Annotated in this window: 19 protein-coding genes; 6 read left to right on the forward strand and 13 right to left on the reverse strand. The window is 67.1% G+C overall.

All coding sequences use genetic code 11. The features are described from left to right. Positions 1–62 precede the first annotated feature (62 nt). Positions 63–2,717, forward strand: a complete 2,655-nt coding sequence (locus P7L68_RS04180; protein ID WP_371999276.1) for a M66 family metalloprotease — start codon at positions 63–65, stop codon at positions 2,715–2,717. Positions 2,718–2,760: 43 nt separating this feature from the next. Here the strand turns inward: P7L68_RS04180 and P7L68_RS04185 are convergent, their stop codons facing one another. The 5 genes from P7L68_RS04185 to P7L68_RS04205 form a co-directional block, all read right to left on the reverse strand. Further along, positions 2,761–4,434, reverse strand: a complete 1,674-nt coding sequence (locus P7L68_RS04185; protein ID WP_371999278.1) for an AMP-binding protein — start codon at positions 4,432–4,434, stop codon at positions 2,761–2,763. A gap of 62 nt (positions 4,435–4,496) precedes the next feature. Then, a complete protein-coding gene (locus P7L68_RS04190; RefSeq protein ID WP_371999280.1) occupies positions 4,497–5,603 on the reverse strand; it encodes a tetratricopeptide repeat protein in 1,107 nt (368 codons plus the stop codon). Positions 5,604–5,747: 144 nt separating this feature from the next. Next, positions 5,748–6,338 carry a nucleotidyltransferase family protein gene (locus tag P7L68_RS04195; protein ID WP_371999282.1) on the reverse strand — a complete coding sequence of 197 codons (591 nt, stop codon included), beginning with the start codon at positions 6,336–6,338 and terminating at the stop codon, positions 5,748–5,750. Between the two features lie 288 nt (positions 6,339–6,626). Next, entirely contained in the window at positions 6,627–7,496 is an 870-nt protein-coding gene (locus P7L68_RS04200) for a sulfotransferase domain-containing protein (protein WP_371999284.1), read from the reverse strand. Next, complete coding sequence (locus tag P7L68_RS04205; RefSeq protein ID WP_371999286.1) at positions 7,493–8,305, reverse strand: Hpr(Ser) kinase/phosphatase; 813 nt, start codon at positions 8,303–8,305, stop codon at positions 7,493–7,495. The genes P7L68_RS04200 and P7L68_RS04205 overlap by 4 nt, the downstream gene beginning before the upstream one ends. A 138-nt stretch (positions 8,306–8,443) precedes the next feature. Here P7L68_RS04205 and P7L68_RS04210 point away from each other — a divergent pair, with 138 nt between their 5' ends. Beyond that, entirely contained in the window at positions 8,444–9,280 is an 837-nt protein-coding gene (locus tag P7L68_RS04210; RefSeq protein ID WP_371999288.1) for a sulfotransferase, read from the forward strand. Positions 9,281–10,826: 1,546 nt separating this feature from the next. Here P7L68_RS04210 and P7L68_RS04215 read toward each other — a convergent pair. The 6 genes from P7L68_RS04215 to P7L68_RS04240 all read right to left on the reverse strand — a co-directional run bounded on the left by P7L68_RS04215 (position 10,827) and on the right by P7L68_RS04240 (position 16,825). Then, positions 10,827–11,948, reverse strand: coding sequence for an N-acetylglucosaminyltransferase (locus P7L68_RS04215; RefSeq protein ID WP_371999289.1), 1,122 nt, complete (start codon positions 11,946–11,948; stop codon positions 10,827–10,829). Positions 11,949–12,045: 97 nt separating this feature from the next. Continuing rightward, on the reverse strand, positions 12,046–13,398 hold the full coding sequence (locus tag P7L68_RS04220) for an MFS transporter (RefSeq protein WP_371999291.1): 1,353 nt from the start codon (positions 13,396–13,398) through the stop codon (positions 12,046–12,048). Positions 13,399–13,495: 97 nt separating this feature from the next. Beyond that, positions 13,496–14,554 carry a gentisate 1,2-dioxygenase gene (gtdA, locus tag P7L68_RS04225; RefSeq protein WP_371999293.1) on the reverse strand — a complete coding sequence of 353 codons (1,059 nt, stop codon included), beginning with the start codon at positions 14,552–14,554 and terminating at the stop codon, positions 13,496–13,498. Positions 14,555–14,558: 4 nt separating this feature from the next. After that, positions 14,559–14,873, reverse strand: coding sequence for a non-heme iron oxygenase ferredoxin subunit (locus tag P7L68_RS04230; protein WP_371999295.1), 315 nt, complete (start codon positions 14,871–14,873; stop codon positions 14,559–14,561). A 216-nt stretch (positions 14,874–15,089) separates the two neighbouring features. Next, positions 15,090–15,575, reverse strand: a complete 486-nt coding sequence (locus P7L68_RS04235; RefSeq protein WP_371999962.1) for a nuclear transport factor 2 family protein — start codon at positions 15,573–15,575, stop codon at positions 15,090–15,092. A 5-nt stretch (positions 15,576–15,580) separates the two neighbouring features. Then, the gene (locus P7L68_RS04240; protein WP_371999296.1) at positions 15,581–16,825 is read right to left on the reverse strand and encodes an aromatic ring-hydroxylating dioxygenase subunit alpha; all 1,245 of its coding nucleotides are present in this window, start codon (positions 16,823–16,825) and stop codon (positions 15,581–15,583) included. 173 nt (positions 16,826–16,998) lie between these two features. Between P7L68_RS04240 and P7L68_RS04245 the strand changes: the two genes are divergently transcribed. Then, the gene (locus tag P7L68_RS04245) at positions 16,999–18,246 is read left to right on the forward strand and encodes an NAD(P)/FAD-dependent oxidoreductase (protein WP_371999298.1); all 1,248 of its coding nucleotides are present in this window, start codon (positions 16,999–17,001) and stop codon (positions 18,244–18,246) included. On the opposite strand, the gene P7L68_RS04250 is transcribed toward P7L68_RS04245, so the two are convergent. Beyond that, the gene (locus P7L68_RS04250) at positions 18,206–19,045 is read right to left on the reverse strand and encodes an IclR family transcriptional regulator (protein ID WP_371999300.1); all 840 of its coding nucleotides are present in this window, start codon (positions 19,043–19,045) and stop codon (positions 18,206–18,208) included. The genes P7L68_RS04245 and P7L68_RS04250 overlap by 41 nt on opposite strands. Positions 19,046–19,162: 117 nt before the next feature. Between P7L68_RS04250 and maiA the strand changes: the two genes are divergently transcribed. Together maiA and P7L68_RS04260 are read left to right on the forward strand one after the other, a co-directional pair. After that, entirely contained in the window at positions 19,163–19,804 is a 642-nt protein-coding gene (maiA, locus tag P7L68_RS04255) for a maleylacetoacetate isomerase (protein ID WP_371999302.1), read from the forward strand. 38 nt (positions 19,805–19,842) lie between these two features. Further along, positions 19,843–20,532 (forward strand): fumarylacetoacetate hydrolase family protein, encoded by a 690-nt coding sequence (locus tag P7L68_RS04260; RefSeq protein ID WP_371999304.1) that lies wholly within the window; start codon positions 19,843–19,845, stop codon positions 20,530–20,532. Between the two features lie 236 nt (positions 20,533–20,768). Here the strand turns inward: P7L68_RS04260 and P7L68_RS04265 are convergent, their stop codons facing one another. Beyond that, positions 20,769–21,659: a LysR family transcriptional regulator gene (locus tag P7L68_RS04265; protein WP_371999964.1), complete on the reverse strand. Its 891-nt coding sequence runs from the start codon at positions 21,657–21,659 to the stop codon at positions 20,769–20,771. Between the two features lie 173 nt (positions 21,660–21,832). Here P7L68_RS04265 and P7L68_RS04270 point away from each other — a divergent pair, with 173 nt between their 5' ends. After that, positions 21,833–23,332 (forward strand): CoA-acylating methylmalonate-semialdehyde dehydrogenase, encoded by a 1,500-nt coding sequence (locus P7L68_RS04270; protein ID WP_371999306.1) that lies wholly within the window; start codon positions 21,833–21,835, stop codon positions 23,330–23,332. Positions 23,333–23,417: the final 85 nt, after the last annotated feature.

Below are 23,417 nucleotides of genomic sequence, written 5' to 3' on the forward strand. Positions count from 1 at the left end.
AGAAGGCATAACATCGTCTCACATCTGCGCCGATCAGGCGCATGTCACCGTGGAGACATGCCATGCCCCTCGATGAACCCTCTGCTGCCGACGAGCATGACCGCATCGTCGGCGCCGCACTGGCAGACCTGAAACGCAAGGGGCTGGCGCCCGGCCATGCCGTTCTCCGGGCACTTGCCGGACCGGGGGCGGAGGCGGCGATCGCCAGGGCGCTGGCCACGGCGCCGGCCTCTGCCGCACCCGAGGCGCGGCTTGCACCGGGCACGATCGGGTTCACCGACGGCCGGGCACTGAACATCAACGTCATCGGTGCGCTGCGGGGCGAGGCGTCCTTCGTGCAGCACCACACGGTGGCGGCGCGGGACAATGCGGCCCGCGAACTGCCGACCCTGGTGACCGGCAGGGCCGGGCTGGTGCTGTTCATGCCCGAGCAGGCGGTCGGGGCCGTCAGTGTGTTCAGGACCAGCCGTCCGGATCAGGTGATTGCGCTCAACCCTCCCGGGGCGCTCGCCACCTCGGATCAGCCCGCAACGGACAGCCGCGCGCCGCTCGACTACACCACGCGCGCCTGGAGCGCACGCCTGCCGGCGGCCTGGATGGCCAAGGGGCTGGATCTCACCTTCCGCAGCAGTGACGGCAGAACGGGCAATCTGCCGGCATCGGGCATCGATTTCGACGCGCCGGCCGAACTGGTGCTTCAGAACATCCGGATCGGCATGCTGACCAATTATGCCGATCGGCACTGGTTCGAACAGGACCCGGCCCTGGCCGGGCTGGATTATTTCCAGAAGATCCCCGTGCGCCGGCTGATCGTGGCCGCCTATCTGCCGGTCCGTCTTCAGCCGATCCGGATGCCCGACGGACGGCTTTACACCACCGCCAGCACCGATCAGGGCGGGGTCTATGACGGCGACATGCGCGAGAACATCGGCAAGGCGATGATCTCCATCGGCATCAACAACGCCAATTTCGGCATCGTCGATACCGCCGGTGCCGAACAGGTGCAGCCGCAATATTACCGGCAGGTGGTCGTTCATACCAATGTCGGCGTCTACGCCAACGGCGTCCAGGTCCATGGCCTGAGCGGCGGCAACGGCATGGCGACGCTGATTTCGACCGACGGCAATGAATTCTCCCACGAGCTGGGCCATAATCACGGCCTGGGCCACTATCCCGGCGGCGGGCGCTGGTCGGCGCAGAATCCCGACAGCGGCTGGGGCTATGACGACTGGCGCAGCCGGTTCATCGGCAATCTCTGGTGGGAAGCCGCCGCCCAGAACGTGGTGATCGAAGGGGTGACCACGCCCCCCTTTGCCGGCAGCTACACCTTCAACGCCGACCCCATGGCCGGCGGCCGGCCGAGCGGTGCGATCACCCGGCTGACGCTGCATACCGGCTACAGCATCCGGCGGGTCCAGCAGGCTTTTGCGGCCACGCCGGTCTGCGATCCGTCGAGTGCGACCGGCTATCGCAAATGGAACCCCGCCAGCCACAGCATGGAGCCCTTTGCCCCGGGCGGGCCGAAACCGGCCCATTTCGGCGTGCCGGTGGTGACGCTGGTCGGCTTCTTCGACCCCGATGCCCGGTTCGACACCTTCCTCTGCCCGCTTTACGGCAATTACGGCCAGGTCTTCGACCTGCCGCCGCCGTCATCGACCAGCGGCACGGCCTGGCTCGAAATCTCGGGTCATGCCGGCACGCGGCGCATCGCGCTCAGCGCGGCGCGCCATGCGACGGGGCAGATGAACAAGTTCCACATCAATCTGCGCCAGAGCGATCTGCCGGTCACGGCGACCTTCGTGGACCGGACCGGGCGCCGGCAGTCCTTCACCGTGCCGGTCGCCCCCGCGGCCCTGCCCGACCCGGTGGTGATCGGCGGCGATGACGGCTGGGAAGCGTCGGTGGTGCCGCGCCTGCCGGATTTCACCCGCTGGGGGCCCGAACCGCCGGTGCTGGACAGCGAGCAGGAGCTGGAGCGCCAGCTGGCCGACACCTATGGGCCGGTCTATGCCTGGAGGAGCGACGCCCGCAGCGGCCGCCGACCCGGTGAACTCTATGGCTACGACAATCCCTATAACGGCCGGCGCCAGTATTTCCTGCTGAAGGCCGACACCTATTGGTATTTTCCAACCGATAGCGCCGACAACCAGTGGTGGCGGTATCTGGGCGATGCCAATGCCTTCGTCGAGCATCGGCCCAACCCCCTGCGGGCGCGTGCCCAGGCCGGCAGCGCCACGCTCGACGCCGCCCTGAAGACCTATTACGGCACCACGCAGCTGGTGACCTGCCCGACGAGCCGCGCCGAGGCGCCGTCACCCGCGGCGCGGGCCGGGGCGGTGGGGGCGCTCTGGTATGCAGCGGCCAGCCGCCGCTACTTCCTGCAGCGGGTGGCGAGCGCCGGATGCGGCGACCTGCCCGGCTCGGCCACCGACAACGCATCCTTCTGGTATGTGGGAGAGGCGGATGACCTGACGGCGCTGTTCATGCGCCCGATGGCGCGCAGCGAAGCGGATCGCCGGCAGGCGGCGTGGTACAGGGTCGACCGCTTCCTTGAATGGGGGGAGCGCGGCGAGGACACGGTCGGACGCCTGTTCCACTACGACAACCCCCACAGCAACACGCTGGACTATTTCATCCAGCAGGATGGCGGGGCTTTCTATTTCCCGACCAATCAGGCCAGTGGCGGCGGCTGGCTGTATCTCGGCAGCTTCCGCTGAACCGGCCCGACGGTGGCCCGGGCCGGGCGAGGGGGAGGGCGGCTCAGATCGCCGCCCCCTCTTCCTCGGCCTGGCGCATCAGGAATTTCTGGATCTTGCCGGTCACGGTCATCGGCATCTCGTCCACGAAGCGGATGCGGCGCGGGATCTTGAAATGGGCGATGCGGCCCTCGCAGAAGCCCAGCACAGCCGCCTCGGTCAGGCTGCTGCCGTCGGGATTGTCAGCGCGGCGGATCCAGGCGCAGACCTGTTCGCCGTATTTCGCATCGGCAATGCCGAACACCGCGACGTCCAGAATGCCCGGATGGGTGATCAGGAAGTTTTCGATCTCGACCGGGTAGATGTTCTCGCCGCCGCGCAGGATCATGTCCTTCGACCGGCCGACGATGCGGCAGCGGCCGCGGTCGTCGATCACGCCCAGATCGCCGGTGCGCATCCAGCCGCCCGGGGCGATGGCGTCGCGGGTGCGCGCCTCGTCGTTCCAATAGCCGGCCATCACGCTGTAGCCGCGGGTGTGCAACTCGCCCACCGTGCCCACCGGCACCACCCGGTCGTCGCCATCGACGATGCGGACCTCGACGAAGGGATGGATGGTGCCCACCGTCTCGGTGCGGGTTTCAAGATCGGCATCGGCACGGGTCTGGAAGCTGACCGGGCTGGTTTCGGTCATGCCATAGCAGATGGTGACCTCGCGCATGTTCATCTTCGCGATGACTTCGCGCATGGTCTCGATCGGGCAGGGGGCGCCGGCCATGATGCCGGTGCGCAGCGTCGAAAGGTCGAAGCTCTTGAAATCGGGCAGGGCCAGTTCGGTGATGAACATCGTCGGCACGCCGTGCAGGGCGGTGCAGCGCTCGGCCTGCACGGCTTCCAGCGTTGCGCGCGGCTCGAAGGCTTCCGAGGGGAAGACCATCGTCGCGCCATGGGTGATGCAGGCCAGAACCGACAGCACCATGCCGAAGCAGTGATAGAGCGGCACCGGAATGCACAGCCGGTCGGCTTCGGTGAAGCCCATGATCCGGCCGACGAAGAAGCCGTTGTTCAGGATGTTGTTGTGGGTCAGCGTGGCGCCCTTGGGCGACCCGGTGGTGCCGCTGGTGAACTGGATGTTGATCGGATCATCCGGGCGAAGCGTCGGGATGATCGCCTCCAGCTTCGCCAGCGCCGCCGCATCGGCAAAGCCGGTCAGCGTCTCGAAGCCGATCATCGCGCCCCGGCTCTCACCCAGCGGGATCACGAATTCCAGATCCGGCAGGCGTGCGGAACGGCCGCCTGCCTCGGCGAATTCCGGCGCGACTTCGAGCAGCATCTCGACATAGCGGGAGGTCTTGAAGGTTTCGGCCAGCACCAGCGCCCGGCAGCCCGCCAGCTTCAGCGCATGTTCCAGCTCGAAGGTCCGGTAGGCGGGGTTGATGTTGACCAGGATCAGCCCGGCGCGTGCGGTGGCGAACTGGATCAGCACCCATTCCACACGGTTGGGTGACCAGATGCCGATCCGGTCGCCCGGCTCCAGCCCCAGCCCGATCAGCCCGGCGGCGAGATCGGTGACCCGCCGGTCGAACTCCGCCCAATTCCAGCGGATATTCTGATGCACCACCACCAGCGCATCGCCCTCGGGCCAGGTTTCGGCGGTGCGGGCAAGGGCGGTGCCGATGGTCTCGTAGCGCAGCGGCACATCGCTGGTGCCGCAGACATAGCTCATGGTCAGCTCGGACATGGGGGATGCCGTCTCGATTTCGGGAAGCGGAATGATGTGACGACGAAAGGGGCGGGCGGCGCTCAGCTCACCATGCCGAGGGCGATCATGCCGCCCAGGGTTTCGGGCCAGCTGCGCGTGCGGCCGGCCTGCAGCAGCACCCGCGCCCAGGCCACCCAGCCCGACCAGGCGATGCGCTTGTCCCAGGCCGTGCCCCAGGCCGACAGAATGTCGAGCCCGATCCGGGCATGGGTGGCGGCGGTGTCGTAATCGCCCTGGGTCAGCGCGATCTGCGCCAGAACCAGATGCGGTTCCGCGATGTCGGGATTGTGCGCGATGGCGGTTTTCAGCAGGGAAACCGCCGCGACCGGGGTCGAGATCGCATGGGCGCGGGTGACGACCTGCCAGTAGAGCGCCACCGCCGCCATTTCGTCGGCCTGGGTCAGGATGCGGCGGCAGCGGTCGAAGACCGGCGGCACGGGCAGGCCCAGATCGGCCGGCAGGTTGCGCAGCGGCCGGGCCATGCGCGAGGCCAGGCTCCAAGCCTCGTTGCTCGGCATCAGCTGGCCGGGCCAGAGGGAGGCCGCCCAGTTCTCCTTCACCGGCTGGCGGGTCTGCCAGGGGAAGCCCTGGAACACGTCGTCCACCCAGCTGTGCCACTGTTCGGTCAGATCGGCGATCGAGACGATCGCGAAGATCGCCGCGTCCTTCTGCGACAGATGCAGCATGCTGCCGTCTGATTTTTCAAGATCGAGCCCCTCGGCCGGGATGGCGTCGATCTCGGTCAGCTTCTGCACAAAGCGGGTGCGGGGCATCACGCAGAAGGTGTGGATCAGCCGTTCGGCTTCCTCCCCCACCGCGGCTGCCAGCTCGGCCCGTTTCGCCGAGGCGTCGAACAGCTTCAGGGCGACGAATTCATTGGAATAGACGCTGTGGAACAGGCCCAGCACCCGCACGTCGCGCGGCTGATCCCAGAGAGCCAGGGTGCGATAGACGTCCAGCAGATGGTTTTTGAAGGTGCCGGCCTTGTGCCAGGCCTCGCCGGCGCTGCGCGAGAACAGAAGGTCGAGCAGGGCGGGCAGCTCGGCATCCACCTTCTCCCAGTCGTCGGCCAGCAGGGCCGGCAGCAGCGGGTGCAGGTCGGTGCCGGCCGGTTCAGAGGCAGGGGCGGGGGCAGTCTGGGCGGTCATCGGTCATTCCCTCCGGCGCCGCGTGCCGGCTTCGGGCCGCGGTCGTCTGTTCTTCCACCGACAGGCCCCTTCCCCAGAGACCTGTCTGCGTCGGGTATGACACACCCATTGGCGTTCCGCTGCAAGAGATGTTTGAAAAGGCAATCAATTCACTGGTGCAGAACCCTCCCCCTGGTCGCCCGCAATCCGCAGCAACGGCCAGCGGTCGCGCCATCCCTTGTCCTTCACCCGCTGGAGATGAACCGCATGGCGTGCACCGGTCATGAAACCGGGCGTTGGCCGGGCGATGATCGCGAACAGATCCGCCAGCCCATGCGGGGCTGCCACCCGCAGCTGCCCGCCGGCTGCCAGCTGCACCGCAACGGCGGTTGCCGTCTCGGGCCAATGGCGCATTGCATCCACCGCCGAAGCATAGGGCGGGTCGTCATTGCGCAGATGCATACGCGCCTGATTGTCGACCGACCAGCGCACATCAGGCCGTATGGCGGACAACTGCGCCTCCAATGCCTTGTCCTGCGCGCTGTCGGGCCGTGCGGCATCAAACCAGATGACATCGATGTCATTGCGCGGCAGTTCTGGTGTCCGGCCATGCAGATGATCCCACACCAGATCCCGTACGAAGCCGGCCGCAACCCAGCAATCGGGGAGGCCGCATGCGGCAACCTCGCCCAGGATCGACAGATGGGCGGGGGATGCGGTTACAATGGTGATCAGGCGCCGTTCCAGCGTGTCCATGCCGCCCTTTTCTCCGTCCGTCTCGATTTTTCGTTCCAGATCAATGTGTTGGTGGCCGAGATATGCGCGGCTGCCACACGGCCGGACTGCCCTGCCCTTGGCAACGATCATTGCATGATCGCCGGCCCTTCGACAGCCTGAAATCCCCCCAATAAAGTCGATAAGATATAGTTATCGTACTTTGAGACGAAAAATTACAGAAACGCTGCCGCCTGAAGAAATTGCAGCTCCACCTCCACATAATCACCAAAGGACCAGCCTGGCCCCATTGCCAACCAGAGCAAGGGGTCAGCCCTCCCACCCGCCATCAGCCCGATAGTCGAAGCGCTGCATCATATCTGCCGAGCGCTCCACCAGTTCCCGCAGCAGCACCGGATCTGCGTCCTGCCAGCCGATGCCGCTCCGTCCCGCGCGGAAAAACACCGGCGAGGCGGCCGGCCGTTCGCGGAACCCGACCTCGCGTTCCTCGGCTTGCAGGCGGTCGAAGCGGCAGAACTCGACCGCCCGTGCGACCAGCCCGGCATCTTCCGACAGCCCGGCCATTGCGGCGGCCCGGGTGAAGCCGGCGATCGCATCCGCGCGCAGATCCTCGTATCGCAGGCTGATCACCGGCCAGGGCAGATCATCGGCGGTCCACGAGGCCGTATGACCGGCCCAGCTGCCGACGGTTTCAGGCATCGGCAGTTGCAGCCGGTCCATGTCTCCGCCGATGCGGTGTGCCGGGTCCAGCAGCGCGCGGATGGTGTCGTCGATCGTCCAGCCCCGATGATGGGCATAGGATGCCGCCACATCGAAGGGATGTCGCACCAGATGGATCACGCCGCGCACGATCTCGGGCGGATAGAGCCAGGCGCCGGCATCCGTGCGTCGGGCCGCCTCATGGGTTTTCAGAACCAGCGGCACATCCGCCGGCTGCCCCTTCGCGAAACTCCGAAACACCTCGGGCCAGTAGCGGTCGATTTCGGTGACGGTCAGATCCGATGCTTCGACCGGTCCGAAACGGTCGAAAATCATCCGGCGCTGCACATAAAGGCCGGTTTCGATGTCGTTGATCGAGATCGGCGCCCGGGCGCGGCGAATCACATGATCCAGCACCAGCCTCGTCCAGGTGTTGCCGGATTTGGGATAGCTCGCAATCAGCACCAGCGCGGCCGTCAACGCCCGGCCTCCGCAACCCGTTCGGCCAGGCGTTCGTAAAGTTCGTCTGGCGAAGGCCTGTGCGAAATGCCCAGGCGACACACCCGCAGCTGTGCCGCAAGCCGTGTCATCATCGCCATATGCGTTGCCTGCCGGCCCATCGCCCGCACCTGCCCGGGGCGGAAGACCTCGGCGGCCAGGGCTTCGAGCCGGTCGACCCCGCTCAGCATAACCGTCTCCCCGCCCCGGTGCAGATCAAGCAGCACCACATGCCCCAGCGCCACCGGCCCCGGCATTTGTATCACCCGGTGCAACACCCGGCCATGCTGCGGCCGCGCCATGGGCAGCGCCGCGGGGATGATGCCCAGCATCCGGGCGGCATCCGGCCAGAGTGCCACGACCGGCGTGCCCGGCCAGGCAAGCGGCCGTCCCTCGGCGTCCAGTGTCACCCGAACCACCTCGTCAGCCACGAACCGCCAGCCGCGCCCCAACAGCATTGCCGCCAGCGTCGACTTGCCGGCCCCCGATGCCCCGCTGATGGCCACTGCCGCCTTGCCCCCGGGCGGCAGCAGACAGGCCGCATGCAATGGCAGCTCCCCCCGCTGATGGATCAACCCGGCAAGCGGGGTGCGGACGGCGAAATAATTCAGATCCGCGTCGGACACCCCGGCCTCGCCGGCGATCAGAAGCCGCCGCCCCTCCTCGGCCAGAAACCGGCCGATGCCGGGCATGCGGATCAGCAACCGGTCAGACGTCGCCTCGACGAACCCGTTCACCGGCACCGCCCCGGCGAGATGGTCGGGAAGGGCCGCGACGCGGTGGATGTCCACATCCGGAAGGTCTGGACAGGATGTGATCAGCGACGTCGACGAGGCGGGCATAACGATCCTGAGCTGACTGGCTGCGATTCTGCCGTTATACAATGACGTCCGCCCTGTGGTACAGCCGCCGCCAGAAGCGAAGTTGCCATGTTTACAATCCGCAATTTTATGCGCCCCCGGACGCTTCCTGACCTGCTGATTCTTGGTGCCCAGCGATCTGGCACGACCTGGCTGTACAGTATTCTTGCCTCGCATCCTGAGGTTGCCGTCGGCCAGGTCAAAGAGCCACAGGCTCTTACCTTGTTCTGGCCAGAGGCATATGACGTCTGGTCCCGCCTGCTGCCGCCACGCCGCGGCCGCCACGACCGGCGGTTGCGGATCGATGCCAGCCCCTACATGCTCGCCCATCCGCTGGCCCCGGCCCGTGCGGCGCAGATCTTCCCCAAGCCGCCGAAGATGATCGTGCTCCTGCGCGATCCGGTCGCCCGCGCCTGGTCACATTACTGTCATGAATTGGCTGCCGGCCGCGAGTTTCTGGGGTTTACGGAGGCGTTGCAGGCGGAGGCGGAGCGGCTTTCAGGCGAGGCTGAACGCTTCGACCGGATCGTTCGTGGTCTTGAGCGCGACAGGCCGGGTATGCCGCATCAATGCTGGTCCTATACCGAAAGAGGCCGCTACGCCCAGCAACTGGATCGATGGCGCCGTCATTTCCCGCCAGCAGCCTTGCTGATCCTACGATCGGAAGATCTGTTCAAATCTCCAGGGCCTACCCTTGCCACAGTTGGCGCCTTTCTTGGTCTTGAAGGGCTTTCACTTCCCGCAACCGAACTCAGGCGCAATGCCGGACCCGCCCATTCGATGCCTGATGCAGCTCAAGCCCTGCTTCGGCAATACCTGCCCGACGGCCCGGCATGGCATGATGCCTACAATAATATGACGACGCCACTCCCTGATGGACAGGCCGGGAGCGTCCACTTACTCTGACGGAGATTTGCCCATGATTTGCGAAGGAGCATAACCGAATGACTGATCAGATTTCTCCGTCCTCGCACACGAATGCCGCGGACCACACCTCACAGGGGCAAGCGGTCTGGGCGCGCCCGGTATTGCGGCCCCTGACGATCGCCTCCGAGACGCTCGGTGGCATTCGCGGTACCTCTGATGGCTATTGTGTTTCTTGATTGAAGAACAGACGCCATCGCCGCCGGAACTGTGTTCAGGCACCCTGAGATAGCCTGTACGCAGGCCGGTGCGGCCGAGGACATGCCCCCGCCTCGTTCCACCTCTCCAGCACCAAAGCCGGCAATACGAGTCCGGGACGGCCATCGATCCGGGTAGCCGGGTTCCTGGCGCAATGCCCGGCCTCGTCGGCGCCCGGCCTCGTCGATGTCTGGCTTCCAAGGGCGCGCTGGCCTCAAACTGCATTAAAGTTTCGCTTATTCGGTGCACACCTGTACCCGTCAGCCGATCCGTCCGGCCCGGAAGAACGCCGGTGACTTGCCCGGGCGTTCCCGAAAACCCACACGCCGTTCCTCTGCCTGCAGGCGGTCGAAGCGGCAGAACTCGACGGCCCGTGCGACCAGCCCGGCATCTTCCGTCAGCCTGGCTGCCGGCCGCGAGTTTCCGGGGTTTACGGAGGCGTTGCAGGCGGAGGCAGAGCGGCTTTCAGGCGAGGCTGGACACTACGCCCAGCAACTTGATCGATGGCGCCGTCATGGTCATTTCCCGCCATCAGCCTTGCTGATCCTGCGATCGGAAGATCTATTTAAAGCTCCAGGGCCTACCCTGGCCACAGTTGGTGCCTTTCTTGGTCTTGAAGGGCTTTCACCTCCCACAACCGAACTCGGGCGCAATGCCGGGCCCGTCCATTCGATGCCTGACGCAGCTCAAGCCCTGCTTCGGCAATACCTGCCCGACGGCCCGGCATGGCATGGCATGACGCAGTAATATAACGACGCCCACTCCCTGATGGACAGGCCAGGAGCGTTCACCTATTCTGGCCGGGACTTGTCCATGACTTGCGCAGGAGCACAACCGAATGACTGATCAGATTTCTCCGTCCTCGCACACGAATGCCGCGGACTGCACCTCAGAGGTGCGATCGGCCTGGGCGCGTCCGGTATTGCGGCCCCTGATGATCGCCTCCGAGACGCTGGGTGGCGTTCTTAATGGCTATGATGGCTATTGCGGGTCTTGATGAAGAACAGGCGCCATCGCTCGCCGGAACTGTGTACAGGCACCATCAGAGTGGCTGTACGAAGGACGGTGCGGCCGAGGACGTGCCCCCGCCTCGTTCCACCTCTCCAGCATCAAAGCCGGCAATACGCGTCCGGGACGGCCATCGATCCGGGTAGCCGGGTTCCTGGCGCAATGCCTGGCCTCGTCGGCGCCCGGCCTCGTCAATGTCTGGCCTCCAAGAGCGCGCTGGCCCCAAACTGCATTAACGTTTCGCTTATTCGGTGGACACCTGTACCCGTCCGCCGATACAGGGACATTTTATGCGGGCCCGCCCCTCAGGCATGATCTGCCCTCAGACGTGATGTGACTGCCCGATCGGCGCTGCCCCCGCCGCCTCGCGGTGCATGACCAGCCGTCGGACCCGTCGGCCCACCGCCTCCAGCGCCAGAACCGGCAGCAGAAGCGGCAGCACGCGCCCGAAACGGCGATCGATCCAGGCGATCCGGTCATCCGGATACCGGCTGGTTGATCGCCGGGCGGCGTGATTGCGCAGGATGCCGCGTGCCAGCCGGCTGCGGCCAACCGCCGGTTCCGCCGGCGCTCCCGTTTCGGCCAGGCGGGTCATCAGCCGGCCGATATCCGCCGGCACCGGCCCTTTCGGTACCTCGGCATACCACCAGCCCTTGTGATGCACGCCATGGCTGCGGCACCGTTCCAGATGTCGCGGATCGGTGCTCCGGTTTGTGGCCAGATCGGCATGGGCGAACCGGCGGAATTTCCAGGCCGGACGCGCCGCCGGATCGACATACGAGAAATGCCGGCCGGCGCCCGGAATGACCGGCGCCGCGTGCAACCCCCGGCGCAGGGCCTGCATCGATCGCGGCGGCAGGCCGCGGGCCGGATCGCCCAGAATATCCATCACCCGCACGACCACGCCCGGCGCACAGAACCAGATCGGGTCCAGCGCCTCCCAGGGCCCCGGCTTCAGGCGTGGCAGTGCCGTGGCAAAGGGTAGTGCCGGATCGGCGCAGCAGGGCGACCGCGGCCCCAGGCGCAGCGGATGTTCGTAATGCCGGGTCATGCCCAGCCGCATCGGCCGCTCCAGCCCGTCGCGCTTCAGCCGGCGCAGCAGCTCCGGATCGGGAATCTCGTCCACATCCAGGATCAGGACCAGATCATCGGGGCGGGCGTCCTGAAGCGCGAACACCGCCGCATTGCGCTGGAAGGCCTCGCGATCCCAGCCCGAACTATCGGCCGGCCCAAGCCGGGGCAGGCTGATATGTCGGATGCGGGCGGCCAGATCCGGCCGCGACGCCCGCGCCTCTGCCCAGGCGAGCGGCTTGGGCGCGCCCTGCATGGTCTGCGCGCCCTCGACCAGAACATGCTGGTCGACCACGCCATCGAGTTCCGCGATGCGATGCGCCAGCATGACGAATTCGCCGTCGAACAGGAAGCAGTCATAGATGCGGCGCATGGGGCGATCCCTCGCAACACGGCGGGACCCTTGGAACACGACAGGGCCGGCCCGTCATCCGGGCCGGCCCATTCTTATCCGATCATCCGGCGGCCGATCAATGTGCCAGCGTCGGTGCCGCCGCCGGCGCGCCTGCACGGCCATGCCGGCGCAGTGCGAAGACCGCCGCCGAGGCGAGCAGGGCCGGCACCACGGCGGCCATCACCACCCATTCGGTGCTCCAGCCCGCGCCGATCAGCAGGCCGCCGGCCACCGGGCCGATGATCGATCCGATCCGGCCGACCCCCAGCGCCCAGCCGACACCGGTGGAGCGGATCGCGGTCGGGTAGACGCCGGCCGTCAGCGCGTTCATGCCGATCTGCGCGCCGACCACGCCATAGCCCGCCAGGAAGGTGGCCGGCATCAGGATCCAGAGATCCGAAGCACCGAGTGCGACCAGCGCGATGAAGCCGGCCGAGGCGGCATAGGCCGAACCCAGAACCAGATGCGGGTTCAGCCGGTCGATCATCCGGCCGAGGGTGATGGCGCCGACCACGCCGCCGAAATTCAGGATCGCGGTCGACAGAATGGCGATCTGGAGCGGCAGACCGGCGCCGCGCAGCAGCGAAGGCAGCCAGTTGACCAGGAAATACATCACCAGCAGGTTCATGAAGAAGGCGACCCAGAGCAGAAGGGTCACCCGGGCGCGGCCGTCCTCGAACAGCTTGCGGACCGGGAAGCCCTTGGCCTTCGGCTCGTTCAGCACATAGCTCCGGGGGCCGCCGGCCGCGATCGCGGGGTCGAGCCGGCGCATGATCCGGTCGATCTTCTCGGCCGGCGCCCCGCGCGCGACCAGATAGCGCACCGATTCCGGCAGCATCGCAATCAGCACCAGCAGCACCACCAGCGGCGCGATGCCGCCCAGGATGAACACCGACTGCCAGCCGAAAGCCGCGATCATCGGCGCCGAGAGCACGCCGCCGATGGTGGAGCCAAGCGGAAAGCCGCAGAACATCACCGTCACCAGCGTGGCGCGCAGCCGTGCCGGGGCATATTCCGAGGTCAGTGCGATGATGTTGGGCATCGCCCCGCCCAGGCCCAGCCCGGTGAGGAAACGATAGAGCAGCAGCTCGTTCATCGTGCCGGCCCAGGCGGTGATCAGCGAGAACACGCCGAAAATCGCCATCGACACCAGGATCACGCTTTTGCGCCCGAAACGGTCGGCGGCGGGGCTGAGCACGAAGGCGCCGACGGTCAGCCCGGCGAGGCCCGCCCCGAAGATCGGGCCGAAACTCGCCATGTTCATCTGCCATGCGTCAGCGATCACCGGCGCGACATAGGCGATCGCCTGAGTGTCGAAGCCGTCAAGAAGTGCGATCAGCGCACAAAGTGCCGTGATGGCGAATTGGAACCTGCCGAACCGCGCGCGTTCGATCACCGCGGTCACGTCTATGGTCTCTGGCCGGGCCATAGCCCCCCTCCTCCCATGTCTACCCACGTCTCTGATTTTTCGGCCCGGTTCCGGGGCGCCCTGGCCGGCGCCCGTCCCGGGTCTTTGCCTGTCCGTCTCAGGCGTTTGCGACCGCCTCGCGGTAAAGGCCGAGCTTTTCCTGCGCGGCCCGGTCGGAATAGCCGAACAGCACCAGCCGGCTGTCGGCCCTGATCGTCAGTTCGCGCCAGGACGGCACGACCAGCAGGTCGCGTTCCGCCAGCGAGAACACCTCGTCGCCCACCTTCGCCTCGCCCCGACCTTCGACCACCACATAGACCGTGCCGTCGGAAGACCGCCGCGGCCGGGTCTCGAAACCGGCCGGCAGCAGCCGGACATGGGCGGCGATGGTCGGCATCACCGGCCCGCCGGTGGCCGGATTCAGGAATTCGAGCGCATGGCCCAGCACCGGATCCGGCGCCTCGGCCGCCGCCAGATCGGCAAGCGCCGCCGACCAGTCGGCATGGGGGTAGTGGAACAACGGCTGCGCCGCCGGCCGGCGATCGGCGCTGCTGCCGCGCAGCGGCCGCAGATTGCGGCCATAGCGGCGCGTGCTGTCGCCCGGCGCCACGGTCTCGGGGTGTTCCGCGGCCTCCAGCCGTTCGGCGAAGCTGGCATCGAAATGGCGCACGGTCGGGATGTCGAGCCCGTCGAGCCAGATCATCGGCTGACCGGAATGATTGCCGTGATCATGCCACTGCCAGTTCGGCGTCAGCACCAGATCGAAGGGCCGCATCACCGCCTTTTCGCCGTCGACCGCGGTATAGGCGCCGTCGCCTTCCATCACGAAGCGCAGCGCCGACTGGCTGTGGCGATGACAGGGCGCCACCTCGCCCGGCAGGATCAGCTGCAACCCGGCATAGAGGCTGGGCGTGATGCCGGAAGAGCCGGGCAGGCCAGGGTTTTCCAGGATCAGCACCCGGCGTTCGGCCTGTTCGGCGCTGATCAGATCACCCGCCCGCAGCAGATGGTCGCGGGCCGAGGCATAGTCCCATTTCCAGGCCTGCGCCGGCGAGCGCGGCGTGGGTGTCACCAGCGCCGAGAGCACCTCCCACAAGGGATACAGGCTCTTCGGCCGCATCTCCTCGTAGAGCCGTTCCAGCTGGGCGCGGGCGTCATTGGGCAGGGGTGCGGACATCGGATCAGCCCTCGTCGACCATCACATGGAGCACGCCGTCTTCGACCCGCACCGGATAGGTGCGCACCGGTTCCGTACAGGGGGCGCCACACGGCGCGCCCGTGCGCACATCGAACAATCCCTGATGCAGCGGACATTCGATCAGATGTCCGTCCAGATAGCCGTCGGACAGGAAAGCGCGGCCATGGGTGCAGAGATCGTCGGTGGCGAAAAACGCGCCCTCCACCTCGTAAAAGGCGATGCGGCGACCGGCCGCTTCGGCGCAGGCCACGCCTTCATCGGCGAGGCGCGCGGTCTCGATGGTCTTGATCCAGCTCATTCTGGCTCGTCCTTGTCTGCAGGCGTGGCGGGCGAGGGAGGGCCTTGGGGTACACGGCCGACGATGTCCGGCATAAGGCTGCAAGCCCTTGCCACAACAGCTATACCGTCATCCCGGCCTTCGCCGGGATGACGGTAGAATTGTTGTACAGAAATGAGCAACGACAGCCCCGGACATCGCACTCCGGCATCATTAGCGCCTCGATTACCCCTTCCCTTACGCCGGATAAATCAGGCTGTTCGGGATCATCTCGCTGTCGATCACCACGATCCGCTCGGCGAAGTACAGCCGGCCGTCCTGGTCGACGATCCGGTCGTGGCAGACCGCCGAAAGCACGATTTCCGACTGCCTGTCGATCAGCGTCTGCACGATCAGCAGATTGTGGCGGGTGCGGATGCCGTCTGCCGTGGCGCTGATCCTGAGCGGCCCCGGAAAGCGCCGGTAATAGCGCGGCGCATACATCTGGGTGGTGGTCAGCCCGGTCACGCGGTCCTGAAGCATGCCGCGGCTTTCGGCCTGCATGGTCGACAGCGTATAGCCCCGCTCGAAATTTTCCCGCGGGATCACCCGGTAGAGGCAGTCGGGCAGGAAGAAATCCGGCCAATCCGCCAGCCGCACATCGTCCAGCGTGTCGTAATAGGCGTCGTAGAGGTCGCGGACCCGCCCGCGCAGGGCGGTATCGGTCTCAGCGGTTCTGATCATCGTGGTCACAGCCCCATCACCTCCCGCCAGTAGCGGTACATCGACCGGATCGCGGTTTCAGTGACCATGTAGTCGGTGGGGGCGATCTCGCGGCCGCCCATCATCACCAGCGCCTCTTCCATGTCGGAGGGAGAGAACCCCTGCTGGCTCATCTCGATGATCTCGCCGTCATCGGCCGAGACGAAACCGGCCGGGCCGAAAAGATTGGCCTGGCGGGTCCGGCGCAGCTTCATTTCGGGCGTGTCGTCGGCATAGCACCAGTGGGTCCAGTGGAAATCGAACCCGGCCGGGCCCTTGGGCACGATCTGGCGCGAGGTCAGGGAATTGACCTGCTGCTGCAGGATGACGCTGGGGAAGACGGTGATCATGCCCACCGTGTCCTCGCCCGGGAATTCCTTCACGACATCCAGGATGCGCGGATCGGCCAGCTTCAGATCGCCCTGGAAATTGCGCAGATCCGCGGTGACGTCGTTCACCTCCTGCTCACCCTTGCGGCTGATCAGGATGCCGTGGCGGCCGGTCTCGTCGATATCGACCGCGGATTTCTGGTCGGCGCGGAACAGGCCGAAGGTCACGAAGAACACATGCAGCAGGCCCGCATGATACGGGTCCTTGATGTTCTCCATCATCAGCTTCCAGTTCGCCGGAATATGCTGGCGGTTATAGCCCAGCACCTCCAGCTTGCGGCCGTCATAGACCCGGGTGTAGTGGGCCCAGAACTTCTCGCCCAGATACGCCCGGAAGGGCGGCGTTTCGTCAGAGAAGGTGGCCCAGACCACGCCGTTCACCACCTCGACCCTCAGCCGGTTCAGGCCGTGATTGCCGGGGTCGAAATCGCGCGGCATGCCGCCCTGGCGCTTCACCCCGCGGCGGAAGGGAACGCCCACCAGGTTGCCCTTCAGATCATAGGCCCATTGGTGATAGGGGCAGAGCAGATCCTTTGTGTGGCCCTGGCGCGCCTGGCAGAACTTCACGCCGCGATGCGCACAGCGGTTCTCCACCACGCTGATCTCGTCTTCGGCCGACCGCACCACGATCACCGGGCGTTCGCCCAGCGTGGTGGTCTTGAAGTCGCCGACATTGGGGATCTCGCACTCCAGCGCGCAATAGAGCCAGTGCGGCCCGTACCAGATGCGCTGAAGTTCCCGCTGATAGACGTCCTGATCGGTATAGACCCAGTAGGGCACCTTGCCGGCATCGCCGGTTTCCCACACACGGCCATTCCGGGCGCAAGCGCTGGTCTCAGCCATTCCCGCCTCCCTGGGCGGCCCCTTCGCGTCCGGGTGCCGCCTGTTGTATTGCATATCGTGTGAGCCTTAGTATGATATGCAACAACGCGACGTCAAGACGGTTCGTCGGAAATGGAATGCCGGCCATGCCGGATCGTCATGAACCGGCACCGTCCTTCAGGGAGTTGAATGGAATGAGCGGAGGCGTGGTCATCATCGGTGCCGGCCAGGCCGGCGGCCGGGCGGCACTGACGCTCAGGGAAAAGGGCTATGCCGGGCCGGTAACCCTGATCGGCGACGAACCGGTCCCGCCTTACGAGCGCCCGCCCCTGTCCAAGGACATGCTGCTCGACCCGGCGACCAGCCCGACCTGGCTGGTGCCCGAGGACGCCTGGGCCGCCGGGGATATCCGGCTGATCACCGGCCGCGCCGCGGCCGCCGTCGACCGCGCGGCCCGCCGTGTCCGCCTCGATGACGGCACGGTGCTGGATTACGACCATCTGATCTTCGCAACCGGCAGCCGGCCACGCCGCCTGCCGTTTCAGGTCTCGCGCCTGGCGGAACTGCGCCGGCTGGAGGATGTCGAGGCGCTGTCGGTGCGCGCGGTCGATGCCCGGTCGGTTCTGGTGATCGGCGGCGGGGTGATCGGGCTCGAAGTCGCGGCGACGCTGGTGCAGAAAGGGCTGGGCGTCACCGTGATCGAAATCGGCTCACGCCTGCTGGGCCGCAACTTCCCGGCGCCGGTGGCGGCCGCCCTGGCCGAACGTCACGCAGCCGAAGGCGTCATCCTGCTCACCGGCGTGCGGATCCGCGATCTGAGCGACACGGCAGACGGCGTCAGTGCCGTGCTGTCGGACGGCCGGGTGATCACCGCCGATTTCGCCGTCGCCGGCATCGGCGTGGTGCCCGAAACCGGCCTCGCCCAGGCGGCGGGGCTGGTGATCGACGACGGCATCGTGGTCGATCACGACATGCGCACCGCCGATCCCGCCGTCTTCGCCATCGGCGACGTCGCCGCCTGGCCCGGGCCGGATGGCCGGCCGCTGCGGTGCGAAACCTGGCAGAATGCCAACATCACGGCTGAACGCGCGGTGGCGGCGATTCTGGGCAACCCCCTGCCCGCGCCCGAGACGCCGTGGTTTTGGACCGATCAGTACAATCTGAACGTCCAGCTTGCCGGCGTCACCGGGCCGGAGGCCGATGGCGCGCGGATCGTCAGCCAGGCCGCCGGCGCCGGCCGGCTGTTTCTGGTGCTGGACGGCGACCGGCTGATCGGGGCGGCAGGCATCAATGCCGGCCGCGACATGGCCGCCTGCCGGCGGCTGATCACCGCCGGGGCCCGGCTGCCGGCCGGGATGATCGCAGCCGGAAGCTTCGATGCGAAGGCGGCGCGCGACCTGCTCAGGCCGGCTGCGGCCAGCGCCCGCCCAGCCTATGCGTAACCTCGCGCGCGGTGGCAATCAGCATCTCGCGGGCGGCGGCATCGCCGTCGCGGCCGAAACCGGGCGAGGCGATGATCGACAGGGCCAGCACCAGCTGGCCCTGAAGATTGAACACCGGCGCCGCAAAGGCACGCAGCCCCGGCGCGGTGGTGCCGTCCACCGCGGCCGACATCTCGCGCCGGATCCGGGCGCGCATCGCATCGATATCGACCGGGCCTTCGGAACGATCCTGCGCCAGTTCGCGCTGCAACAGGTCCGATACGAAGCCCTCGTTCAGGAAGGCGAGAAAGATCCGGCCGGTGGCCGACCAGGTCAGCGACAGATGCGAGCCGATGGTGAGCATGGTGTAGACCGGCGGATTGCCGGGATACCAGCGGATGATGGTGGGGCCGGTTTCGGCCCAGACCGCGATCAGCACGGTGCGGCCGCTGGCGGCGACCAGCTCCTGCGCGGCCCGGCTCGCCTCTTCGAACATGTCGAGCCGGCCCATGGCGGCAAGGCCGAGGCGGAGCGCACCGGTATGCAGATCATACAGCGCCGTCGCCGGGTCCTGGCGCAGGAAGCCGGTGTTCACGAAGCTCGCCAGATAGCGATGCGCCTGGCTGACCGACTGGCCGCTGGCGCGGGCGATATCGGTCAGCGAGCTGGGCCGGCCCAGCCGGACCAGGGCATCGAGCACGCCGATGCCGATCTCCACCGACTGGATGCCCTTGCGCCGCGTCTCGCTGCCGGCGCCGCGCCGGCCGCCCGCCTTCACGCTCCCCTCCGGCTTCGCGCCCCCCTCGTGCTTCGCCTCCATCGCCCGCCCGTTCTCCTGCTGACGGCTGCCGCCTGATGCAGCGCACCATAGCCCCCGTGCCCCTGCCCGGCAACGGGGCCCGACACACTGAGATCCGATGACATCCCGAGGTGCATCTTGAAGGTCTACGGCTATTTCCGCTCCTCCGCCTCGTACCGGCTGCGCATCGCCCTCAATCTGAAGGGGCTGGCGCCGGATCAGGCCTTTGTGCATCTGCGTCGGGCCGAACAGCGGGCGCCGGACTATCTGGCGCTCAACCCGGAAGGTCTGGTGCCGGCGCTGGTCACCGATGACGGCCAGGTGCTGACCCAGTCCCTGGCCATCATCGAATGGCTGGACGAGCGCTTCCCCCTGCCCCGGCTGCTGCCCGAAGATGCCGACGGCCGCGTCCGGGTGCGCTCGATCGCCCTTGCCATCGCCTGCGACATCCACCCGATCGACAATCTGCGCGTGCTGGCCTATCTCCGCGACCGGCTGGGGCTGGATCAGGCGGCGCGCGACGCCTGGTATGCCCATTGGGTGACCGAGGGGTTGACCGCGCTGGAGACCCGCCTCGCCCGCGATCCGGCAACCGGCCGCTTCTGCCATGGCGATGCCCCGACGCTTGCCGATATCTGCCTGGTGCCGCAGCTGGCCAATGCCGCCCGCATGGGCTGCCCGCTCGACGCCTACCCGACGCTCACCCGCATCACCGCCGCCGCCGACACCCTCCCCGCCTTCGCCGCTGCGGCGCCGGGGCGGCAGCCGGATGCGGAATGATGCGGCCCGGCCCGATAAACGACCCCAAGGAAACCCCGATGACCACCTGCCTGTTCGACCCCGCCCCCACCCCGCTTGCCGAAGTCAAGGGCACCGGGGCGCGCTATCCCATCCGCCGGATCTTTTGCGTCGGCCGCAATTATGAAGCCCATGCCCGCGAGATGGGCGTGGTGGTCGATCGCGAGGCGCCGTTCTATTTCACCAAATCGGCCCTCGCTTACGTGCCGTCAGGATCCACCATTCCCTACCCGCCCGGCACCGGGAATTATCACTACGAGATGGAGCTGGTGGTCGCCATCGGCAAAGCCGGTTTCGAGATTCCGGCCGGGGACGCCCTCTCCCATGTCTTCGGCTATGCCTGCGGTCTGGACATGACCCGGCGCGACCTGCAGCTGGCGGCGCGCGCGAAGCAGCGGCCCTGGGATCTGGGCAAGGATTTCGAGCAGTCGGCCGTGCTGTCGCCGATCGTGCCGGTGGCCGAAAGCGGCCATCCTGACCGGGGGCTGCTGGAATTGCGGGTGGATGGCGAGACCCGCCAGTCGACCGATCTGTCGTTGCTGGTCTGGTCGGTGGCCGAGCTGATCGCCCATCTGTCGCGCTTCTATCACCTGGAGCCGGGCGACCTGATCTATACCGGCACACCGGAAGGTGTCGGCCCGGTGGTGGCGGGCCAGACGATCGAGGGGTCGATCGCCGGCCTCGGCGGCATTTCGCTGACCATCGCCTGAACGCGTCGCAGGGCCTGCGGGGGTGGCACGGGGCTTGCCACCCCCCTGCGCCTGGCTGGCAGACCGGCGGTGAATGACAGGTAATGCATCAGATGCCGGGCCGTTCCCGTGGTTTGGTCTTTCCTGTCAAAGGCCGATAATGTTGCCGCAAGCTGCCGCATCGGCGGCGCTTGACCAGAAGTTCGTAATTTTTCGCCAGATTATTCTTGATTGCGCAATCAGGATATCCGACCGGCTCAGCCGCCGCGCACGAAGCGGTCGCGGGTTTCGCGGAAGCGCCGGACCAGAAAATCGCGGCAGACCGCGATCCGCGCCAGATGATGGGTGTCCGGATGGGTCAGCAGGTGATAGCGGCGGCGGAAGGTCAGCCCGGGCAGGATCGGCACCAGATCGGGCGCGTCGCGCACCGCGAAATCATGCAGGATGCCGACGCCCACCCCGGCGCGGATCGCCGCCATCTGCCCGACCACGCCGGCACAGCGGAACTCGCGCTGTCCATACCGCGTCAATGCCTGGCCGTAATCCAGCGACGAGGCATAGGCATAATCCTCCACCCCCGTCACCACCACATGGCCGGCCAGATCTTCGGGCGTCATGGGCACGCCCGCGCGGTCCAGATAGGACCGGGCGGCATAAACCCCCAAGGTGTAATCGCCAAGCGCCGTCACCAGCAGCCGCCCTTCGGCCGGCGGGTCCAGGCAGACCGCCAGATCCGCCTCGCGCCGCGACAGCGAGAAGGTGCGCGGCAGCGGCACCAGCTCCACCACCAGATCCGGATGCATGGCCCCCAGCCGGCCGAGTTCCGCCGCCAGGAACCAGGTGCCGAGCCCGTCGGGCGCCCCCACCCGCACCACGCCCGAGGGCGCGGCCCCCTGGGCGCGGGTCTCTTCGGCGATGCCGAAAATCTCGGTTTCCACCCGCTCCGCCGCCGCCAGCAACCGTTCGCCGGCCTCGGTGAGCGTGGCACCCGAGGGCCGGCGTTCGAACAGCGGCTGGCCGAGCGAGGCTTCCAGCGCATCCAGCCTGCGGGCCACGGTCGCATGGTTCAGCCCCAACCCCCGTGCCGCGGCCAGAATCTGGCCACGCCGGGCGATGGCGAGGAAGACGCGGAGATGGTCCCAGTTCATCGCGTGGTGCACGTCATGGGGCATGAACCTTCTTTCAGGATCGGGCTTCAAATATCGCACAACGGCTTCTCGATATCTCCGGTTTCTGTGCATCGGATCGTCGACCATCATCACCGCCATCAGAGGACACCGCCGCCCCCCGGCCGGTGTCATCCTTGCGAAGGTGAGCGGAGATGGTCAGGAAGATCGGGCACTATATCGGCGGCCGTCAGGTGCCGGGTGCGGCTGAGCGGACGGTGGCGTCGTTCAACCCCGCGACCGGCGAGCAGAGCGGCGAAGTGGCGCTGGCCTCTGCCGCCGAAGTCCGCGCCGCGGTCGAGGCCGCGAAGGCGGCCGCCCCCGACTGGGCCGAGACCACGCCGCTGCGCCGCGCACGCATCCTGAACCGCTTCCTGCACATTCTGGAAGAGCGCATCGACGAGCTGGCCGCGGTGATCACCGCCGAGCACGGCAAGGTGCTTTCGGATGCGAAGGGCGAGATTCAGCGCGGCATGGAGGTGGTCGAATTCGCGACCGCCGCCCCCCAGCTGCTGAAGAGCGAGATGACCGAGAATGTCGGCACGAAGGTCGACAGCCATGCGCTGCGCCAGCCGCTGGGTGTCGTGGCCGGCATCACGCCGTTCAACTTCCCGGCCATGGTGCCGATGTGGATGTTCCCCGTGGCGCTGGCCTGCGGCAACACCTTCATCCTGAAGCCGTCGGAGCGCGACCCCTCGGCCGCCCTGCTGCTGGCCGAATGGCTGACCGAGGCGGGCCTGCCGGCCGGCGTGTTCAACGTCGTCCAGGGCGACAAGGAAGCGGTCGACGCCATCCTGACCGATCCGGATATCGAAGCGGTCAGCTTCGTGGGTTCCACCCCCATCGCCCGCTACATCTACCAGACCGCCACCGCAGCCGGTAAGCGCTGCCAGGCGCTGGGTGGCGCCAAGAACCATATGATCATCATGCCCGATGCCGATATGGACCAGGCGGTCGATGCCCTGATGGGTGCGGCCTATGGCTCGGCCGGCGAGCGCTGCATGGCGATTTCGGTGGCGGTGCCGGTGGGCGAGGCAACGGCCGATGCGCTGGTCGAAAGGCTGGTGCCGCGCATCCAGTCGCTGAAGGTCGGCCCCGGCACCGATCCCGAGGCCGAGATGGGCCCGCTGGTCACCCGCGCCCATCGCGACAAGGTGGAGAACTACATCGATCAGGGCGTCGCCGAAGGCGCCGAACTGGTGGTCGACGGCCGCAATCTGCGCCTGCAGGGCTATGAGGACGGCTATTTCACCGGCGCCACCCTGTTCGACCGCGTCACCACCGATATGACCATCTACAAGGAAGAGATCTTCGGACCCGTCCTGTCGGTGGTCCGCGCCGAAAGCTACGAGCAGGCGGCCGGCTGGATCAACGCCCATGAATACGGCAACGGCACCGCGATCTTCACCCGCGACGGCGATGCGGCGCGTGAATTCGCCCACCGGATCAAGGTCGGCATGGTCGGCGTGAACGTGCCGATCCCGGTGCCGATGGCGTTCCATTCCTTCGGCGGCTGGAAGGCCTCGCTGTTCGGCGACCACCACATGCATGGCCCCGAAGGCGTGCGCTTCTACACCCGCCTTAAGACCATCACCACCCGCTGGCCGACGGGCATCCGCGCCGGCGCCGAATTCGCCATGCCGACCATGAAGTAACCGCGGCACGGCACATCCGACCCCGGGCAGCGGCCGCACCCCCCGCACCTCCCCCCTGCGGTCCGCCCGGACCATGGACGGCCCC

This window comes from Tistrella mobilis (assembly GCF_041468085.1).
GTDB lineage: Bacteria > Pseudomonadota > Alphaproteobacteria > Tistrellales > Tistrellaceae > Tistrella > Tistrella mobilis_A.

Bases quoted from the DNA above. Each gene is read 5' to 3' on its own strand.
- P7L68_RS04195 (WP_371999282.1), bottom strand. From the start codon at position 6,338: ATGGACACGCTGGAACGGCGCCTGATCACCATTGTAACCGCATCCCCC.
- P7L68_RS04230 (WP_371999295.1), bottom strand. From the start codon at position 14,873: ATGAGCTGGATCAAGACCATCGAGACCGCGCGCCTCGCCGATGAAGGC.
- P7L68_RS04185 (WP_371999278.1), bottom strand. From the start codon at position 4,434: ATGTCCGAGCTGACCATGAGCTATGTCTGCGGCACCAGCGATGTGCCG.
- P7L68_RS04220 (WP_371999291.1), bottom strand. From the start codon at position 13,398: ATGGCCCGGCCAGAGACCATAGACGTGACCGCGGTGATCGAACGCGCG.
- P7L68_RS04190 (WP_371999280.1), bottom strand. From the start codon at position 5,603: ATGACCGCCCAGACTGCCCCCGCCCCTGCCTCTGAACCGGCCGGCACC.
- gtdA (WP_371999293.1), bottom strand. From the start codon at position 14,554: ATGTCCGCACCCCTGCCCAATGACGCCCGCGCCCAGCTGGAACGGCTC.
- P7L68_RS04240 (WP_371999296.1), bottom strand. From the start codon at position 16,825: ATGGCTGAGACCAGCGCTTGCGCCCGGAATGGCCGTGTGTGGGAAACC.
- P7L68_RS04260 (WP_371999304.1), top strand. From the start codon at position 19,843: ATGACCACCTGCCTGTTCGACCCCGCCCCCACCCCGCTTGCCGAAGTC.
- P7L68_RS04210 (WP_371999288.1), top strand. From the start codon at position 8,444: ATGTTTACAATCCGCAATTTTATGCGCCCCCGGACGCTTCCTGACCTG.
- P7L68_RS04250 (WP_371999300.1), bottom strand. From the start codon at position 19,045: ATGGAGGCGAAGCACGAGGGGGGCGCGAAGCCGGAGGGGAGCGTGAAG.
- P7L68_RS04265 (WP_371999964.1), bottom strand. From the start codon at position 21,659: ATGAACTGGGACCATCTCCGCGTCTTCCTCGCCATCGCCCGGCGTGGC.
- P7L68_RS04235 (WP_371999962.1), bottom strand. From the start codon at position 15,575: ATGATCAGAACCGCTGAGACCGATACCGCCCTGCGCGGGCGGGTCCGC.
- P7L68_RS04215 (WP_371999289.1), bottom strand. From the start codon at position 11,948: ATGCGCCGCATCTATGACTGCTTCCTGTTCGACGGCGAATTCGTCATG.
- P7L68_RS04180 (WP_371999276.1), top strand. From the start codon at position 63: ATGCCCCTCGATGAACCCTCTGCTGCCGACGAGCATGACCGCATCGTC.
- P7L68_RS04245 (WP_371999298.1), top strand. From the start codon at position 16,999: ATGAGCGGAGGCGTGGTCATCATCGGTGCCGGCCAGGCCGGCGGCCGG.
- P7L68_RS04270 (WP_371999306.1), top strand. From the start codon at position 21,833: ATGGTCAGGAAGATCGGGCACTATATCGGCGGCCGTCAGGTGCCGGGT.